At 67.5% G+C, this 18,211-nt stretch carries 12 protein-coding genes and 1 riboswitch; of the genes, 1 reads left to right on the top strand and 11 read right to left on the bottom strand.

Features of this window, described 5'->3' with window-relative positions; genetic code table 11:
• Nucleotides 1-98: 98 nt before the first annotated feature.
• Entirely contained in the window at nt 99-1,538 is a 1,440-nt protein-coding gene (ahcY, locus tag ASG75_RS07985; RefSeq protein ID WP_056387631.1) for an adenosylhomocysteinase, read from the bottom strand.
• Between the two features lie 73 nt (nt 1,539-1,611).
• A riboswitch (S-adenosyl-L-homocysteine riboswitch) is annotated at nt 1,612-1,744 on the bottom strand.
• 85 nt (nt 1,745-1,829) lie between these two features.
• Here ahcY and ppc point away from each other — a divergent pair.
• The gene (gene ppc, locus ASG75_RS07980; RefSeq protein WP_056387629.1) at nt 1,830-4,535 is read left to right on the top strand and encodes a phosphoenolpyruvate carboxylase; all 2,706 of its coding nucleotides are present in this window, start codon (nt 1,830-1,832) and stop codon (nt 4,533-4,535) included.
• An 11-nt stretch (nt 4,536-4,546) separates the two neighbouring features.
• Here the strand turns inward: ppc and ASG75_RS07975 are convergent, their stop codons facing one another.
• The 10 genes from ASG75_RS07975 to ASG75_RS07930 form a co-directional block, all read right to left on the bottom strand.
• Nucleotides 4,547-4,819 (bottom strand): GIY-YIG nuclease family protein, encoded by a 273-nt coding sequence (locus ASG75_RS07975; RefSeq protein WP_056387626.1) that lies wholly within the window; start codon nt 4,817-4,819, stop codon nt 4,547-4,549.
• A 4-nt stretch (nt 4,820-4,823) separates the two neighbouring features.
• Nucleotides 4,824-5,462, bottom strand: coding sequence for a glutathione S-transferase (locus tag ASG75_RS07970; protein ID WP_200935647.1), 639 nt, complete (start codon nt 5,460-5,462; stop codon nt 4,824-4,826).
• A 54-nt stretch (nt 5,463-5,516) separates the two neighbouring features.
• A complete protein-coding gene (locus ASG75_RS07965; RefSeq protein ID WP_056389155.1) occupies nt 5,517-7,379 on the bottom strand; it encodes an ATP-binding cassette domain-containing protein in 1,863 nt (620 codons plus the stop codon).
• A gap of 131 nt (nt 7,380-7,510) precedes the next feature.
• A complete protein-coding gene (gene metK / locus ASG75_RS07960) occupies nt 7,511-8,710 on the bottom strand; it encodes a methionine adenosyltransferase (RefSeq protein ID WP_056387623.1) in 1,200 nt (399 codons plus the stop codon).
• A 152-nt stretch (nt 8,711-8,862) separates the two neighbouring features.
• Nucleotides 8,863-9,849 carry a tRNA dihydrouridine synthase DusB gene (gene dusB / locus ASG75_RS07955; RefSeq protein WP_056387621.1) on the bottom strand — a complete coding sequence of 329 codons (987 nt, stop codon included), beginning with the start codon at nt 9,847-9,849 and terminating at the stop codon, nt 8,863-8,865.
• Between the two features lie 56 nt (nt 9,850-9,905).
• On the bottom strand, nt 9,906-12,458 hold the full coding sequence (locus ASG75_RS07950; RefSeq protein WP_056387618.1) for a TonB-dependent receptor: 2,553 nt from the start codon (nt 12,456-12,458) through the stop codon (nt 9,906-9,908).
• 402 nt (nt 12,459-12,860) lie between these two features.
• On the bottom strand, nt 12,861-13,973 hold the full coding sequence (locus ASG75_RS07945) for a PepSY-associated TM helix domain-containing protein (RefSeq protein WP_056387615.1): 1,113 nt from the start codon (nt 13,971-13,973) through the stop codon (nt 12,861-12,863).
• Between the two features lies 1 nt (nt 13,974).
• The gene (locus ASG75_RS07940) at nt 13,975-16,095 is read right to left on the bottom strand and encodes a TonB-dependent receptor (RefSeq protein WP_082547530.1); all 2,121 of its coding nucleotides are present in this window, start codon (nt 16,093-16,095) and stop codon (nt 13,975-13,977) included.
• A 99-nt stretch (nt 16,096-16,194) separates the two neighbouring features.
• Nucleotides 16,195-17,466, bottom strand: a complete 1,272-nt coding sequence (locus ASG75_RS07935) for a nucleoside permease (RefSeq protein ID WP_056387608.1) — start codon at nt 17,464-17,466, stop codon at nt 16,195-16,197.
• Nucleotides 17,467-17,587: 121 nt separating this feature from the next.
• Nucleotides 17,588-18,178 (bottom strand): uracil-DNA glycosylase family protein, encoded by a 591-nt coding sequence (locus ASG75_RS07930; protein WP_056387605.1) that lies wholly within the window; start codon nt 18,176-18,178, stop codon nt 17,588-17,590.
• Nucleotides 18,179-18,211: the final 33 nt, after the last annotated feature.

Here is an 18,211-nt window from a genome sequence, read left to right as displayed (position 1 = left end):
GGCCGCACGGTGCACGCTGCCCGGTGGTAGCTGGCGATAGCAGAACGGGCGCCTTGCGCGCCCGTTCTGCTGCAACCGACCGATGATCCGCTAGCGGCTCAGTAGCGGTAGTGATCCGGCTTGTACGGGCCTTCCACCGGCACGCCGAGGTACGCGGCCTGGGGGGCGCTGAGCGTGGTCAGCTTCACGCCGATCTTCTCCAGATGCAGGCGCGCGACTTCCTCGTCGAGCTTCTTCGGCAGGATGTAGACCTTGGCCTCGTACTTGTCCTTGTTCGCCCACAGGTCGATCTGCGCCAGGGTCTGGTTGGAGAACGAATTGGACATCACGAAGCTCGGGTGACCGGTGGCGCAGCCGAGATTCACCAGGCGGCCTTCGGCGAGCAGGAAGATCGCGCGGCCATCCGGGAACACGTACTTGTCCACCTGCGGCTTGATGTTGATCTTCTCCACGCCGGCCATCGCGTTCAGCGCGTCGACCTGGATTTCGTTGTCGAAGTGGCCGATGTTGCAGACGATCGCCTGGTCCTTCATCGACTTCAGGTGATCCAGCGTCAGCACGTCCTTGTTGCCGGTGGTGGTGACGTAGATGTCGCCGCGGCCGAGGGTCGATTCGACGGTGTTGACCTCGAAGCCTTCCATCGCCGCCTGCAGCGCGTTGATCGGATCGATCTCGGTGACCACCACGCGCGAACCGTAGGCACGCAGCGAATGCGCGCAACCCTTGCCGACGTCGCCGTAGCCGCACACCACGGCGACCTTGCCGGCCAGCATCACGTCCATCGCGCGCTTGAGGCCGTCAGCCAGCGATTCGCGGCAGCCGTACAGGTTGTCGAACTTCGACTTGGTGACCGAGTCGTTGACGTTGATCGCGGGGATCAGCAGCGACTTCGCCTCGGCCAGCTGGTACAAGCGATGCACGCCGGTGGTGGTCTCCTCGGAGACGCCCTTCCAGTCCTTGACCACGGTGTGCCAGTAACCCGGACGCTCCGCGTGCACGCGCTTGAGCAGGTTCTTGATCACCTGCTCCTCGTGCGAGGACGCCTTCTCGTCGACCCACTTCGAACCGTTCTCCAGCTCGTAGCCCTTGTGGATCAGCAGCGTCACGTCGCCGCCGTCGTCGACCACCAGTTGGGGCCCAAGGAAACCGCCCTTGCCGTCGGGGAAGGACAGCGCATCCAGCGTGCAGTCCCAATACTCTTCCAGCGTCTCGCCCTTCCACGCGAACACCGGCGTGCCGGTGGCGGCGATCGCGGCGGCGGCGTGGTCCTGGGTCGAGAAGATGTTGCACGAGGCCCAGCGCACGTCGGCGCCGATGTCCTTCAGCGTCTCGATCAGCACCGCGGTCTGGATCGTCATGTGCAGCGAGCCGGTCACGCGCACGCCCTTCAGCGGCAACGTGGCGGCGTGCTTCTTGCGGATCGACATCAGGCCCGGCATCTCGTGCTCGGCGATGTCCAGCTCCTTGCGGCCCCAGTCGGCGAGCGAGAGGTCGCGGATCTTGTAGTCGGGGGTGTTTTCTTTGAGTGCGGCGTTCATGGATATCTCCAGTTGATGCGAGGCTCTTTCGAGGAGTCCGGCCACGGATGGCCGGTCTTCCGCGAAGGGACTCGCGTACTGAGCGCCGTTGTGGAACGTGCCGCGCCGAGCCTGGCCGGTTTCGTGAGGAGTCTGCACAGGGATATGCAGGCAGTCGCGGATGGATCCGCATTCACGAATAAACGGTCGCAGCGCCCCTCGGCGGGCAGTACAAGCCCGTTATTGTAACGGCAGAAGCCGGCGACGCTGCAATTCGTTTAGGCTGGCCGTTCATCCCGCCCGGAGCCCCGCATGGAATCAAGTCGCGAACCCGAGTTCCTGCCGCCCGACGGCCCGCTGCGCGAAGACGTCAGTCGACTCGGCGCGATGGTCGGGCGGATGCTGGCCGAGCAGGGCGGCACGGCGTTCTTCGAGCGGGTCGAGCAGGTGCGCACCGCAGCGATCCGCCGGCGCCGCGAAGGCGCCACGGTGGACGACCTGGCCGCCTCGCTGGCCGGTCTCGACGCCCACGACGCCGAAGCGCTGGCGCGCGCGTTCGCCACCTATTTCCAGGCGGTGAACACGGCCGAGCGGGTGCACCGCATCCGCCGTCGCCGCGACTACCAGCGCGAGGGCAGCGCGCCGCAGCCGGAGTCGCTGCTCGACGTGCTGGGTCGGCTGAAGGCCGCAGGCGTGGGCGCCGACGAGCTGGTCGGCTGGCTCGACCGGCTGTGGATCGAGCCGGTGTTCACCGCGCACCCGACCGAGGCGGTGCGCCGCTCGCTGCTGGAGAAGGAACAGGCGATCGTGCGCTCGCTGATCGACGGCTTCGACCCGCAGCGCACGCCGCAGGAACGCAAGGAGGACGACGACCGCATCTACATGGCGCTGTCCGCCGGCTGGCAGACCGCCGAGGCCTCGCCGGTGCGGCCCAGCGTGCAGGACGAGCGCGAACACGTCGACTTCTACCTGGCCAACCCGCTGTACCGGATCGTGCCGGCGCTGTACGAATCGATGGCGCAGGCGCTGCAGGCAACCTACGGCGTGGCGATCAAGCTGCCACGACTGCTGCGCTTCGCCAGTTGGGTCGGCGGCGACATGGACGGCAACCCGAACGTCGGCGCCGACACCATCGCCGCCTGCCTCGATTCGCAGCGCGCGCTGGTGCTGGAGCGCTATCGCGAGGACGTGGCCACGCTGGCGCGCCAGCTCAGCCAGACCGAGGGCCGGGTCGCCGCGTCGGCGGCGTTGCGCGCGCGGCTGGCGGACTATCGCGAACGTTTTCCCGCGGCCGCGGCGCAGATCCGTCCGCGCCATGCTGACATGCCGTACCGCTGCTTGCTGCAGTTGGTCGGCGCACGGCTGGTGCTGACCGATGACGAATCTTCGGACGGCTATCCGTCCAGCGTCGAATTGCTGGACGACCTGCAGCTGATCGCCGACAGCCTGTTCCAGCATCGCGGCGTGCACGCCGGCGCCTATGCGGTGGAACGCCTGCTGTGCCGCGTGCGCAGCTTCGGCTTCCATCTGGCGCGGCTGGACGTGCGGCAGGATTCGCGCGTGCACGACGACGCGCTGGCGGCCTTGCTGGCCGATCCGGGTTGGCCCACTCGTGATAGCGCCGCACGCGCCGATCGGCTGCGCCCCTACGCCAGCGGCGAAGCCGCGTTTGCGCACAGCAGCGACGCGAATGCCGAGTCGCTGCAGGCGGTGTTCACCACCTTGCGCGACAGTCGCCAGAGCCACGGCCACGACGCCACCGGCCTGTACATCATCAGCATGGCGCGCTCGGCCGCCGACGTGCTGGCGGTGCTGGCGCTGGCGCGGCGCGGCGGGCTGGTCGACGAAGCGCAGCATGTGCCGCTCAATATTGCCCCGCTGTTCGAAACCGTCGACGACCTGAAGAACGCGCCGGCCACCTTGCGCGCGCTGCTCGACGATCCGGTCTATCGCCGTCATCTGGCTGCGCGTGACGACCAGCAGTGGGTGATGCTGGGCTACTCCGACAGCGGCAAGGACGGCGGCACGCTGGCCTCGCGCTGGGGCCTGCAGCGCGCGCAGGCGGAGTTGCTGGACGTGGCGCACGCGGCGGGTATCCATCTCGCGTTCTTCCACGGCCGCGGCGGCTCGGCCAGCCGCGGCGGCGCACGCATCACGCCGGCGCTGATGTCCTCGCCGCGCGGCGCGGTGGCTGGCGTGCTGCGGGTGACCGAGCAGGGCGAGGTGATCCATCGCAAGTACGGCATCCGCGCGCTGGCGCTGCGCAACCTGGAGCAGACCGTGGGCGCGGTACTGCGCGCGTCGCTGCGTCCGCGCGAAGACGAGCCGCGCGAGGCGCGCTGGCGCGAACTGATGGATACGCTGTCGACGACCAGCCGGCGCAGCTATCGCGACTTCGTCGAGCGCGCGGGCTTCGTCGATTACTTTCGCAGCGCTACGCCGGTCGACGTGATCGAGCAGATGACCTTGGGCTCGCGTCCGGCCAGCCGCCGCAGCATGCGCGGGGTGCAGGACCTGCGCGCGATCCCGTGGGTGTTCGCGTGGACCCAGTGCCGCTCGATCCTGCCCGGCTGGTACGGCCTCGGCAGCGCGCTGGAGCAGGGCGTGCAGCAGTTCGGCGAAGAAACGCTGGCGGAGATGGCGCGCGACTGGCCGTTCTTCACCAACCTGCTCGACGACGTCGAGATGGTGCTGGCCAAGTGCGACCTGGACATCGCCGAGGCGTTCTCGAAACTGTCCGGCCCGCTGCACGACGAATTCTTCGGCCTGATCCGCGCCGAGTTCGCGCGCACCCGCCATTGGTTGCTGCAGCTGAAGGGCAGCGACGTCCTGCTGCGCGGAGAGCCACGCCTGGCCGCCTCGATCCGCCTGCGCAACCCCTATGTCGATCCGATGAGCCTGCTGCAGGTCGACCTGCTGCAGCGCTGGCGCGCCGGCGAGCGCAACGACGATGCCGTGCTGCAGGCGCTGGTCGCCTGCGTCAATGGCGTCTCGCAGGGCCTGCAGAATACCGGCTGACGGCGGCTCTCCTACGGCTTGAGGCTTTCGTGCAGCGCGGCGATGCGTTCATCGCGCGGCAGCCGCTTCCAGGCGATCTCCAGCCGCAGCGCCGCGCTGCGGTCGACGACCCAGACCCAGCCCAGCAGATGCCGTGGCGGGTTGGAGCGGGTGAAGCGGGCGCCTTTGCCGGCGAGGTGTTTCGCGTAGCGCTGTTCGGGGTCGCGCGCGATGCCGGTGTAGACGCGGCCGTCGGCGCACTCCAGCAGGTACACGGCCCAGGCGTCGGCGCTGGCGTCGCTCATGGGTTCAGGCCCACTCGACCAGGCCTTCGGCCTCGCACACGCGCTTCCACGACGGGCGCGCCTTCAATCGCGTGGCCAGCGCAGCCAGCTGCGGCCATGCCGTCGCCGGGCGCGGCATGTTGCGCGACCAGCGCATCAGCATCAGCGCGTACAAGTCCACCACACCGAACGTGTCGCCCAGCATGTGCGGGCCGTGCGCGGCCAGCTGCGCATCGATGTGCGACCAGCACTTCTCGATGCCGATGCGTGCCGCTTCCTTGATGCCGTCGCCGGCGCCGGGCAGGTGATCAGCGGGATAGAACCACTGGCGGAACAGCGGCTGCAGCGAGTTGGCCAGGTACAGCATCCATTGCAGGTAATCGGCGCGCTGTGCGCTGCCGATGGCGGGCGCCAGCGCGGCTTCGGGATGCCGTTCGGCCAGCAGCATCGCCAGCGCCGCCGCCTCGCCGTGCGGTACGCCGTCGATCACCAGGGTCGGCACCACGCCGTTCGGATTCAGCGCCAGGTAGGCCGCGCTGCGTTGCTGGCCGGCGTCCAGATCGACCCGCTCCAACGTGTGCGGCGCGCCGATTTCGAGCAGGGCCAGGTGCACCAGCAAGTTGGCCGAGCCGGGGGCGTAGTAGAGCGTGTACATGGCGATCATCCGCAGAGGCAATCCGCGAATGATACGCCGCTGCGTCGCCGCGCCGGCCGAAGCTCAGCCGTCCAGTTCCGTCCAGCGCGCGTAGGCCGCGTCCAGTTCGGCCTGCAGTGCCACCAGCGCTTCGTTCGCCTTGACGATGGCGGCGCTGTCCTGCTGGAAGAAGGCCGGTTCGTTCATCGCGGCGGTGCGCGCGGCGATGTCGCCTTCCAGTTGCTCGATGCGTTTGGGCAACTGTTCCAGTTCGTGCTGTTCCTTGAAGCTGCGCTTGCGCTTAGCCGCAACGGGCGCCGCGAGTGTCGGCGCCGGCGTGGCGGATTTGCCGGTGGCAGGGGTGCTGCGCGCGGTGGGCCGCTGGCGCAGCCAGTCCGTATAGCCGCCCACGTATTCGCCGATCCGGCCTTCGCCCTCCAGCACCAGGGTGCTGGACACCACGTTGTCGAGGAAGGCGCGATCGTGCGAGACCAGTAGCAGGGTGCCCTGATAATCGGTCAGCAGTTCTTCCAGCAGTTCCAGCGTCTCGACGTCCAGATCGTTGGTCGGCTCGTCCATCACCAGCAGGTTCGACGGCTGCGCGAACAGCTTGGCCAGCAGCAGGCGGTTGCGCTCGCCGCCGGACAGGCGAGTGATCGGCGCGCGCGCGCGATCGGGCGAGAACAGGAAGTCCTGCAGGTAGCCGATGATGTGCTTGCGCTGGCCGTTGAGTTCGATGAACTCGCGGCCCTCGGCCACATTGTCCAGCGCGTTGAGCTTGTCGTTGAGCTGCAGGCGGTGCTGGTCGAAGTAGGCGATCTGGATGCCGGTGCCCAGCTCGGCCGTGCCGCGCAGCGGGGTCAGTTCGCCCAGCATGATCTTCAGCAGGGTGCTCTTGCCGGCGCCGTTGGGACCGATGATGCCGATGCGGTCGCCGCGCATGATCGTGGTGGAAAGATCCTCGATCAGCACGCGTCCGTCATAGGCCTGGTGCACGTGCTGCAGGTCGATCACCTTCTTGCCCGAGGCCTGCGCGTTCGCCGCATTCATCTTGACGTTGCCGCTCAGGTTGCGTCGCTCGGCGCGCTCGTTGCGCAGCGCCTTCAGCGCGCGCACGCGGCCTTCGTTGCGAGTGCGCCGGGCCTTGATGCCCTGGCGGATCCACACTTCCTCCTGCGCCAGCTTCTTGTCGAACAGCGCGTTCGCCTGCGCTTCGGCGTGCAGGCGTTCCTCGCGCCGGCGCAGGTAGTTGTCGTAGTCGCCGGGCCAGTCGGTGAGCGCGCCGCGGTCGATCTCGACGATGCGCGTGGCCAGCGCGCGCAGGAAGCTGCGGTCATGGGTGACGAACAGGATGCTGCCGGCGAACTGCTTGAGGAAGGTTTCCAGCCAGCCGATCGCCTCGATGTCGAGATGGTTGGTCGGTTCGTCCAGCAGCAGCACGTCGGGCTTGCGCACCAGCGCCTGCGCCAGCAGCACGCGGCGCTTCATGCCGCCGGACAGCGCGGCGAAGTCGGTGTCGCCCGGCAGTTCCAGCTGGGTCAGCACATCGCTGACGCGGCGATCCAGATCCCAGCCGTGCTGCGCCTCGATCTGGTGCTGCACGTCGCCGAGCGCATCGAAGTCGCCCTCGGCCAGCAGATGGTGGTAGCGCGCCAGCAGCCGGCCGAGATCGCCCAGCCCTTCGGCGACCACGTCGAACACGCTGCCGGCAGTACCCTGAGGCACCTCCTGCGCCATCCGCGCGACCACGACGCCGTTCTGGACACGCACCTCGCCGTCGTCGGCGTGCAGCTCGCCGGCGATCAGCTTCATCAGGGTGGATTTGCCTTCGCCGTTGCGGCCGACGATGCACACCCGCTCGTTCGCCTCGATCGACAGATCGACATGTTCGAGCAGGAGTGGGCCGCCGATGCTGAAGTCGACGCGTTGCAATTGGATTAGAGACATCTGCTCATTGTAGCTGGTGCTGCAGGTTTTCCCGTGCATCGCTGCCTCTGGAGTTCGCTTCGCAAGGCAGGTGAAAAACAAAACGGGCCGCACAAGGCGGCCCGTTTCGCTTGCAGCGTTGTGACGCCGGCTTACTTCAGCTTCGCATCCTTGCGCAGCGCCTCGGCGCGGTCGGTCTTTTCCCACGAGAACGCGGTGAAGGCCTTGCCGTTGGCGTCTTTCAGCTGTTGCGGGGTGCGGCCGAAGTGGCCGTAGCTGGCGGTCTGCTGGTACATCGGGTGGATCAGGTCGAGCATCTGCAGGATGCCGTACGGGCGCAGGTCGAAGTGCTTGCGGATCAGCTTCTCGATCTTCTCGTCGCTGATCTTGCCGGTGCCGAACGTGGTGACCGAGATCGAGGTCGGGTGCGCCACGCCGATCGCGTAGCTCACCTGCACTTCGCAGCGATCGGCGATGCCGGCGGCCACGATGTTCTTGGCCACGTAGCGCGCGGCGTAGGCGGCCGAACGGTCGACCTTGGACGGATCCTTGCCCGAGAACGCGCCGCCACCGTGACGGGCCCAGCCGCCGTAGGTATCCACGATGATCTTGCGGCCGGTCAGGCCGCAGTCGCCCACCGGGCCGCCGATCACGAACTTGCCGGTCGGGTTGATGTGGAACTTGGTGCCCTTGTGCAGCAGCTTGGCCGGCAGCACCGGCTTGAGGATGGTCTCGCGCACGGCTTCGATCAGGTCTTTCTGCTTCACGTCCGGGTCGTGCTGGGTCGACAGCACCACGGCGTCGATCGCCGTTGCCACGCCGTGCTCGTAGCGCAGGGTGACTTGGCTCTTGGCGTCCGGGCGCAGCCACGGCAGCGGCGAGTTCTTCCGCTTGCGGACTTTCGCCTGCTGCTCGACCAGGCGGTGCGAGTAGTAGATCGCCGCCGGCATGAAGTCCTTCGTCTCGTTGGTGGCGTAGCCGAACATCAGGCCCTGGTCGCCCGCGCCCTGTTCTTCCGGCTTCTTGCGGTCCACGCCCTGGTTGATGTCCGGCGACTGCTTGCCGATCAGGTTGATCACGCCGCAGGTGGCGCCGTCGAAGCCGACGTCGCTGGAGTCGTAACCGATGTCCACGATGACCTTGCGGGTCAGTGCTTCCAAGTCGATCCACGCATTGGTGGTGATTTCGCCGGCGACGATCGCCACGCCGGTCTTGACCATGGTTTCGCAGGCGACGCGGGCGCGCGGGTCCTGCGCGATGATCGCGTCGAGCACGGCATCGGAGATCTGGTCGGCGACTTTGTCCGGATGGCCTTCGGAGACCGATTCGGAGGTGAACAGGTAGTTGGACATCGCGGTTTATATCCCTTTGTACGGATAGAAAGATAAATGAAGTCGGGCATGATACATCCCCGCCTCCGCTTTTGCAGCCCGTCGTCGTTCAGCTTGCCCGGGGGTTGCCGCGCGTTCAGCCGTATGGACGGCTGTTCGGTTTTTCGCCGGCATCAGGCGGCCAGGCGCTCGCCGCTGGCCAGCGCGGCGAAGTAGTCGCGGGTCAGGCGCAGCTGTTCGCTGGCGGTTTCGGCGCGGTTGACCACTTGCCGGAACGCGGCGTTCTCGGGGCGGTCCTTCGCGTACCAGCCCAGGTGCTTGCGCGCGATGCGCACGCCGGCCGGTTCGCCGTAGAACGCGTGCAGGTGTTCGAGGTGACCAAGCAGGATCGCGGCGACTTCGGCCGGTTCGGGCTCGGGCAATAGTTCGCCGGTGGCGAGGTAATGCGCGATCTCGCGGAAGATCCACGGCCGGCCCTGGGCGCCGCGGCCGACCATCACCGCGTCGGCGCCGGTGACGGCGAGCACGTGTTGCGCCTGCTGCGGCGTGCAGACGTCGCCGTTGGCCAGCACCGGGATGCGCACGGCGGCCTTCACCGCAGCAATGGTGGCGTACTCGGCCTCGCCTTCGTATTTGTCGGCGCGGGTACGGCCGTGCACGGCCAGCGCGGCGATGCCGCTATCCTCGGCGATGCGGGCGATATTGAGCGCGTTGCGGTTGTCGCGGTTCCAGCCGGTGCGGATCTTCAGCGTCACCGGCACGTCGACGGCGTCCACCACCGCTTTCACGATGCGCGCCACCAGCGGCTCGTCCTGCAGCAGGGCCGAGCCCGACCACACGTTGCACACCTTCTTGGCCGGGCAGCCCATGTTGATGTCGATGAGCTGCGCGCCGTTGGCGACGTTGAAGCGTGCCGCCTCGGCCAGCATCGAGGGGTCGTAGCCGGCGATCTGCACGCTGACCGGTTCGGGCTCGCCGGCGTGGTCCATCCGGCGCAGCGACTTGCGCGTCTGCCACAGGGTCGGGTCGGCGCTGGTCATCTCGGACACGGCCAGGCCCGCGCCGAGCCGCTTGCACAGCAGGCGGAACGGCTTGTCGGTGACGCCCGCCATCGGGGCGAGCACCAGCGGCGGGTCGATACGGTAGGGACCGATTTGCATCCGGCCATTGTAGTGAATCCCGGAAACCGCCGTGCCGGCGGTTTCCGGGGATCGGGCTACAGCGCGCCGCGCACGGTCAGGCCGAACGTGCGGGGGGCGCCCAGGAAGGCGTTGACCGAACCGGTCTGGATTGGTGCGTCGTAGCCCACCTGCATATAGGTCTTGTTGGTGAGGTTGTTGCCCCACAACTCGACCTGCCAGCGCTTGCTGATCGCGCCGACGACGAGGCGGGCGTTCAGCAGGGTGTAGGCCGGCTGCATCTTGTGCGGATTCAGGTCCGAGCCGGTGTTGTATTCGGTGGTGTGCTTGGCGCCGACGTTGAAGCGGCCCATCAGGTAGGCGTTGAAATCCCATTGGTAGGTGACGCCGCCGGTGATCGCCCACTTCGGCGCGAAGCTGGCGGTGTTGCCCGGAACCAAGGCCAGTCCGGCATCGGGTAGCGGATCGTCGCCGTACTTCGCGTCGGTGTAGGTCGCGCCGGCCTGCAGCGACAGCCCTGGGACCCGGGTCTGCCATAGCAAGTCCGCGTCCAGGCCCCGCGTGGTCAATTCGGGGACCGAACGCACCACGTAGCTGGTGCCGAGGAAGCTGTTGAGCTGGAAGTCGGTGTACTTCGCGTGGAACAGCGCCGCGTTCAGCAGCAGGTTGCCGTCCTGCCAACTGGTCTTGCTGCCCAGCTCGTAGCTGTCCACGAATTCGCCCGGGAACGAAGTGTCGGTGACCGGGATGATCCCGGCGGGGCCGTCGCTGAGGCCGTTGCCCGACTGCACGCGATCGAGGTTGAAGCCGCCGGCCTTGTAGCCGCGGGCGGCCGAGGCGTACGTCATCACGCTGTCGGTCCAGCGATAGGTGGCCTTCAGCGTGCCCGACCATTCGTTCTCGCTGAATGCCTGCGCGGTGGTGCGCCCGTTGAACAGGGTGTTCGCCCAGGGCAGGCACATGTAGCCGACGACCGTCGGTGTCACGAACGGAGTGAAGAAGCCCGGTACGCCGCGGCCCACCAGGGCCGCGTCGATGCTGGCCGGATGGGTCAGCGCCGCGGCGCAGCCCTGGCCGCCGTTCGGGTTGCTGTAGAACGAGTCGACCGACTTGTTCTCGTGGGTGTAGCGCAGGCCTAGGGTCAGCGCCAGCTTGTCGGTGGCGTGGTAGGTGACGTTGGTGAACGCCGCCGTACTCTTGGCATCCTGGTTCCAGCGGTCACGCGAGGCTGCGCCCGCAAACGCCGTGCCGTACGGCATCCCGGCGGCTTCGGACAGGAAGGCACCGGCATTGCTCATGTTGACCGGGATGCCGAAAACGCCGAGGTTGCTGGCGATGCCGCCGAGCAGGGCGGTGGAGAGGTAAGGCTCGTAAGCCGAGCCCAGCGTGACCGCGTCGTGGCGCTGCAGTTTTTCGTTGTCGTAATACAGGCCGGCCATCCAGTCGACGCGGTCGGCGTTGCCGGCCAGGCGCAGTTCCTGGCTGAAGGTCTTGAAGCGCACCGAGTTGTCGTTCGCGCCGTACGGGCGGTACCAGATGTCGGCGCCGCTGTAGTCGATGTCGGCGCCGCCGATCGCGTCCCACTTGCGCAGCGCGGTGATCGAGGTGAGCGTGGCATTGCCGAACCACGACGTATTCCAGTTGACCTCGGCCGACAGGCCCTTGTCGGTGATCTTCTGGGTGGTGTCGCGGTTGTTGTAGGTGAGGCGCTTGTCGATGTCCACGGCCTGGATGACGCCGTTGCCGCCGGCCAGCGCGTTGACGATCGCCGCGCTGGGGCCGCGCACCACGGTGACGCCGACGCAGCAGTTTTCGTTGCGCTGGGTGTAGTCGCCGATGATGTTGATGTCGACATCGTTGGCAGGCTTGATCAGCAACTGCGCACGCACCGAGTGGAAGTCCTGGTCGCCGTCGCTGGTGAGCGTGCGCGGGCCCACGCCGGTGTTCACGTCGTTGAAGCCGTTGCGCTTGCGGTCCGCGGCGTAGATGCGGAACGCGGCATAGTCGCTCAGCTTGTTGTTGTACGAACCGGCCACGCCCGCGGCACCGTAGTTGCCCGCGGTGAACTCGAGGTTGCCTTCCTCCTTGAAGCTGGGCCGCTTGGTGATTACGTTGATCAGGCCGGCCGAGGTGTTCTTGCCGAACACGGTGCCCTGCGGACCCTTCAGCACCTCGATCTGCTCGAGCTCGCCGAGGTCGCCGAACGCCACGCCGTTGCGCGCACGCGGCACGCCGTCGATCACGACGCCGACCGAGGATTCCAGGCCGGGGTTGTCGCCGACCGTGCCGACGCCGCGGATGCGCGCGGTGGTTTGGGTTTCCGACGTGGTGCTGGCAACGAACAAGGTCGGCACCAGGGTCTGCAGATCCTTGATGTCGCGCACCCCGGTGTCCTGCAGCAGCTGCTCGGGCAGGGTCGCCATGGTGATCGGCACGTCCTGCAGCAGCTCCACGCGTTTCTGCGCCTGCACCGTGATCTGGCTGAGCGTGGTGACCCGCTTGCCGGTTTCCTGATCGTCGCTGGCGGGCGCCGCGGCGTCCTGTGCGTATGCCAGCGGCAGCTGGGTCGCGGCGAGCGTGGCGATGATCGAGAACGCCAGCCGTTGCCGCCGGTAATTGCGAATATTCATGGTTGCTCCCCCCCGTGATGGACCTTGGTGCGCGGTGACGCCCCCCAACGGCGTTGCACCGTGCCCGCTCTTTGATTCCCGACCCGAATGCACGCTCCGACCCGTGGCGACGGCGCTGGGTGCGAAGTTAAAACTTTGTATTACAAAACGTAATTTCTTGTGACACAGGCATCCTAGCCATTGCCAAAATCGAAAGCAACGTAATGAAAAAATGAGTTTTTTTGCATCGCAAGAAAAAACGACATGCGCTATCTGCCCCGCGAACTGCAGGCTTCGGGGGGAGTGTCTTTGGCTGTCGAGGGATGTGTGCGTTGGTGGCGTGCCGGTTCGGCGTCGACACGCAGCCACGGCCGTGCCGCCGTGGCCCGGGTGCAGCGGCAAGCGTGGGATGTCCCCTGCGTTTTACTGCCGTTGGCGCCGTTGGCGCGTGCGCCAGAACAGGAACCCAGTCACCAGGAAGAAGGGCGGCAGCAGACCGCACAGCAGCACCAGCAGCTTTCCGGCCAGGCCGCCCACGCTGCCGGCGTGCAGCGGATAGATCGCGTTGCTGAGGCGCGCGCCGGCGCCCTCGGCGGTGGCGTCGACGGCGCCCAGCACTTGGGCCCGGTAGGGATCGAGCCACACCTGACTGCGCCCGACCGGATGCCATTCGCCCGGCGCCCGCGCGCGGATCGTCACGCGGCCGTCGTTGGCCGAGGGCAGCGCGATGCGGCGCAATTCGGCGCCCGGCAGCGCGAGTTGCGCGGCGTTGAGCACCGCCGCCCAGTCGATCGCCTGCGGTCGCGGTGCGATGCGCGCCGGCGTCGGCGTGGCCGGCGCATCCGCGAACAGCGTCTGCAAGACGTGCCGAGTGCCCGCGCTGTAGACCATCAAGGTGCCGGTCAAGGTCACCAGCAGCAGCAACGGCAGGCTGAGCGCGCCGGTGCTGCGGTGCCAGCTGACCCAGCGCCGCGCCGGCGGCTGCGTGTGGATACGCAGGCTGCCGCGCAGATTCCGCCGGCCCGGCCACCACAGCCACACGCCGGAAAGCAGCAGTCCCAACGTGAGCCAGCCGAGCACACCCAGCACGGCCTCGCCGGTTTCCCCGGCGAGCAGGTGAGTGTGCCAGTCGCGCAGGGTCAGCAGCAGGTCGCTGCCGGGTGCGCGCGTGAGCAGCAAGTTGCCGTTGGCCGGATCGATATAGCGCCGTGAGCCGTCGGAAAAATACAGCTGCCATACCGGCAGCTCGGCGGTCGGCAGATCAGCACTGCGCAGTCCTCTGGACGGCCATTCGTGCGTGATGCGCGTCAGCACGGCCGCGCGCGCAGTGGCGTCGGGCAAGGCATGCGTGGCCAGCGCCGGATGCAGCAGGCGCAGCAGCGGCCCCTGCAACACCAGCACGCTGCCGCTGAGCGCGATCAGTGCGTAGACCGACCCCAGGCTGAGGCCGACCCACAGGTGCAGGCGCTTGAGCCAGTACCGCACGGCGCCGGCACGGCGCGCCGGCGCGTCGATCGTGGTCGCGGAGGCGGACACTTCAGAAGGCCTGCTGCCAGGTCAGCGAGACCACGCGGCCGCGGCCGGCGAAGTACGAGTCGTTGTCGCCGACGGTCTGCGAGACGTAGTTGATGTATTGCTTGTTGGCGAGGTTCTGCACGCCCAGGGTCCAGTCGCCGGCGCTGCCGGTGTGCCACTTCAGGTAGGCGTCGGCGGTGCTGTAGCCGTCGAAGTGCGCGCTGCGCCGGCCCAGCGTGGCGAAGTCGCGGCTGTAGGCGTGGCTGAATTGCAGATAGCTAGACAGCGCGTCGTTCCAGCGCTGCGTCCACGACAGGTTGAGCCGGTTCGGCGCGATGTTGGCGCCGTCGAGGTCGGAGTCGACCTGGCCGTCGCCGTTGCGGTCCGAGCGGCCGCGGTTGATCGCGAAGGAGGCGTCGAGGCGGGTGCCGTCGAGCGGCTGCCAGTTCGCGCGTGCCTCCCAGCCGCTGATCGCGGTGCGTTGGCGCATCACGTTGTAGACCTGGTTCGGCGCATCGAACACCAGTACCGAGCCCAGCCGCGAGCGCGAGACGTAGTAGCTCACCCGGGCGCCCACGCGGTCGCCGGCGAACTCGGCGCCTACTTCGCGGTTGTCCGAGACCACCGGCTTGAGGTCGAGGAAGTCGGCCACGTTCTGGCCCGGCTTGTTGATCGCGCGCAGCACGCGGCCCACGTCGGGCAGGGTGTAGCCCTCGGCGTAGCTGGCGAACAGGTTGAGCTGGCCGGTGAGGTACCAGACCGCGCCGACGTTCGGCAGCGTCTTGCTGAAACTGGTGGAGCCGCCTTGCACGGTGACGCCGTGGTAGGCGGCCAGCGTCTGGAAGGTGGGTACATCCAGCGTGCCGTGCTCGTGGCGCAGGCCGCCGGACAGCGACAGCGACTCGAGCGGCCAGTACTCGGCCTGCAGGAACGGCGCCCAGCCGGTGTAGGTGCTGTCCGGCACCCAGTGGCGGCCGGTGTGGGTCAGTTCCTGGAAGGTGGTGTCGCGGTAACCGTCGGCGCCGGCCAGCACGGTGAGCTTGTCGTCGAGCAGGCCGCGCCTGGCCCATGACAGCCGCGCGCCATCCTTGGTCGACACGTTCTGCGACTGGTCGAAAACGTTCGGACCGTAGGCCGGGTCCTGGAAGGTGGCGAAACTGCCGCCGCCGAACAGTTCGCGGTTCTTCTGGTGGTACAGCTGCGCGCGCAGTTCGCCGCCCGCCAGCGCCGGGTCGCGGTAGTCGAGGCTGCTGGTCAGCACGCGGTTGCGCGGCGCATCGCCGGGCTGTTTGCCGCGGACCGAGGTGGTCGGCAGGTTGTTCGTCATGTCGCCCGGCACGGCGGTGTAGTCGCCGTTGCCCTGCAGGTCGAAACGGTTGACCGTCAGCTGCAACCGGCGCGCGCCGGCGAAGTCGTAGCCGAGCTTGGCGAAGCCGTCCGTGCTGCGCGAATCCATCAGGTCGCCCTGGGTGCCGTCGACGCCGATCAGCCGTCCCTTCGCGTCGGAGTACATGCCGCGCTTGCGCCACGACGCACCGGCGACCAGGTCGAGCGCGCCGCTGCGCATGCCCAGCAGGTACGCCGCGCCGTAGCCCAGGCCGTTCGCGCCACGGGTCGGCGCGCTGGTGTTGACGGTGACTTCCTGGCGCACTCCATCCTGCTTCGGCGCCTGCTTGGTGATGATGTTGATGATGCCGCCGGCGGCACCGAGGCCCTGCATCGAGTTGGAGCCCTCGACGATCTCGATCCGCTCGATCATCGCCGGGTCGATCGTGTAGGCGTCGCGCGAACCGTTGCGCAGCGGGCTCGATTGCGGCACGCCGTCGATCATGTACAACGGGTTGCGCCCGCGCAGGGTCTGTCCGCGCGAGCTGAGCTTCTGCGTCGAGGGGGCGAACGAGGGCAGCAGGTTGCCGATGGCGTCGGAGAGGTCCGGCGTGATCGCCAGCTGCTGGCGCAGGTCCTCGCTGGTGATCACCGTGATCGTGGTCGGCAGCGCGCCCTGGCTCTGCGGCATGCGCAGCGTGCTTTCGGAAACCTCGATGCGTCTGAGCTCGACGGCATCCTTCTGGTCGGCGGCATGGGCGACGCCGGCGAGGGCGAACACGACGGCAAGGGCAAGCGGACGAGCGGGGAACGACATGAAGGCCTCCTGGTGAGGAGGCGCATGTTAAATGAAAATGATTCGCAATTACAATCATTCCGCCGAATCGGGCCGACCCGGCGGGGTGCGATGCCGGCCTCAGCCGTGCAGCGGGCCGCCCGCCGTCGGTGCGGCATTACCGCGCACATGCTTGTGCTTGAAGAAGATCGCGAACAGCACCGCCACCACCAGCGAGTACAGCGCGAAGGTGGTCCAGATGCCGTGCCAGTCCTTGCTGCCGTCGGCGTGGGTGAACCAGAGGTCGATGATCACGCCGCTGATCGAGCTGCCCAGGATCGCGCCGACGCCGTTCGTCATCAGCATGAACAGGCCTTGCGCGCTGGCGCGGATCGCCGGGTCGCTCTGCTCCTCGACGAACAGCGAGCCGGAGATGTTGAAGAAATCGAACGCCATGCCGTAGACGATGCACGACATCACGATCATCCACAGGCCCGGGCCCGGGTCGCCGTAGGCGAACAGGCCGAAGCGCAGCACCCACGCGACCATGCTGATCAGCATCACCGTCTTGATGCCGAAGCGCTTGAAGAAGAACGGGATGGCCAGGATGAACAGGGTTTCGGAAACCTGCGAGATCGACATGATGATCGCCGGGTAGCGCACCGCGATCATGCCCTTGTACGCGTCGACGTTGGCGAAGTCGTGCAGGAAGGTGTCGCCGTAGGCGTTGGTCAGCTGCAGCGCCGCACCCAGCAGCATCGCGAAGATGAAGAAGATCGCCATCTTGCTGTTCTTGAACAGCGCGAACGAGGTCAGCCCCAGTGTATCCAGCCACGAGGTGTGCGCCTGACCGCGCAGGCGCGGCGGGCACTTCGGCAGGGTGAACGCATACAGGCCGAGCAGCAGGGCCGCGCCGGAAGCCACGTAGAACTGGCCGCCCGAGGTTTCCAGGTGCAGCAGGCTCACCGTCCACATCGCGGCGATGAAGCCGATCGTGCCCCACACGCGGATCGGCGGAAACACCAGTACTACATCCGCACCGTCGGTCTTCAATGCGTTGTAGGCCACCGCGATCGCCAGCGAGATCGTCGGCATGTAGCACATCATGTTGAGCAGCATCACCCAGAACAGCGTGTTCGGGTTGTCGATCGAGGGCACGATGAACAGCACGATTGCGCCGCCGATGTGCAGCAGGCCGTAGAGCTTTTCCGCGTTGAGCCACTTGTCCGCGATCACGCCCATCAGCGAGGGCATGAACAGCGAGGCGATGCCCATGGTCGAGAAGATCGCGCCGAACTGCGCGCCGGACCAGTGCCGGTACTGGAACCAGTAGGCGCCGATGGTGATCAGCCACGCGCCCCATACGAAAAACTGCAGAAAATTCATCGCCACAAGGCGGAGCTTGATGCTCATCGGCCGGTATCCAGCATGTCGGGTTCCCCAGGAAAGGCCGAGGGAACGGCCCCGTGGCCATGAAGCCCGGGCAGGTTAGATGAATCGGCGGGCGGGCGGCAAGGCGCGCTGCGGCGTGTGCTCAGTCCGCTGCGTGCAGCGCCGCGGCCACGCGCTCGCGCAGCACCGGCAGCAGCTCGGTCTCGAACCACGGGTTGCGCACCAGCCACAGCCGATTGCGCGGGCTGGGATGCGGCAGCGGCAGACGGCCGTGGGCAAGGTGCTCGCGCCAGGCCTGCACGGTGTCGGTGAGGCGCGTGCCGCGCGCCACGCCGAGCAGGCCGGCCTGCGCGTACTGGCCTATCACCAGGGTCAGCTGTACCTGCTTCAGCAGCGGCAGCAGACGCGGATGCCAGGTCGGCGCGCACTCGGGCCGCGGCGGCAGGTCGCCGCCCTTGCCGGTGCCGGGGAAACAGAAACCCATCGGCACGATCGCGATGCGGCCGGCGTCGTAGAACGTGGCCTTGTCGATCCCCAGCCAGTCGCGCAGCCGGTCGCCGCTGGGGTCGTTGAACGGGATGCCGGTCTCGTGCACCTTGCGTCCCGGTGCCTGGCTGACGATCAGCAGCCGCGACGTCGCCGACGCCTGCAGCACCGGCCGCGGGCCCAACGGCAGATGCGCCGCGCAGATCCGGCAGGCGCGGATCTCGACAAGCAGCTTGTCGAGGCTCATGGATGAATCATCAAATGGGGGCATGGGTCCATA

It is taken from the genome of Rhodanobacter sp. Soil772 (assembly GCF_001428385.1).
In the GTDB taxonomy this organism is placed as follows: Bacteria; Pseudomonadota; Gammaproteobacteria; order Xanthomonadales; family Rhodanobacteraceae; genus Rhodanobacter.
Note: the sequence above shows the minus strand (reverse complement) of the source record. Positions and strands in the feature narration are given on the sequence as shown.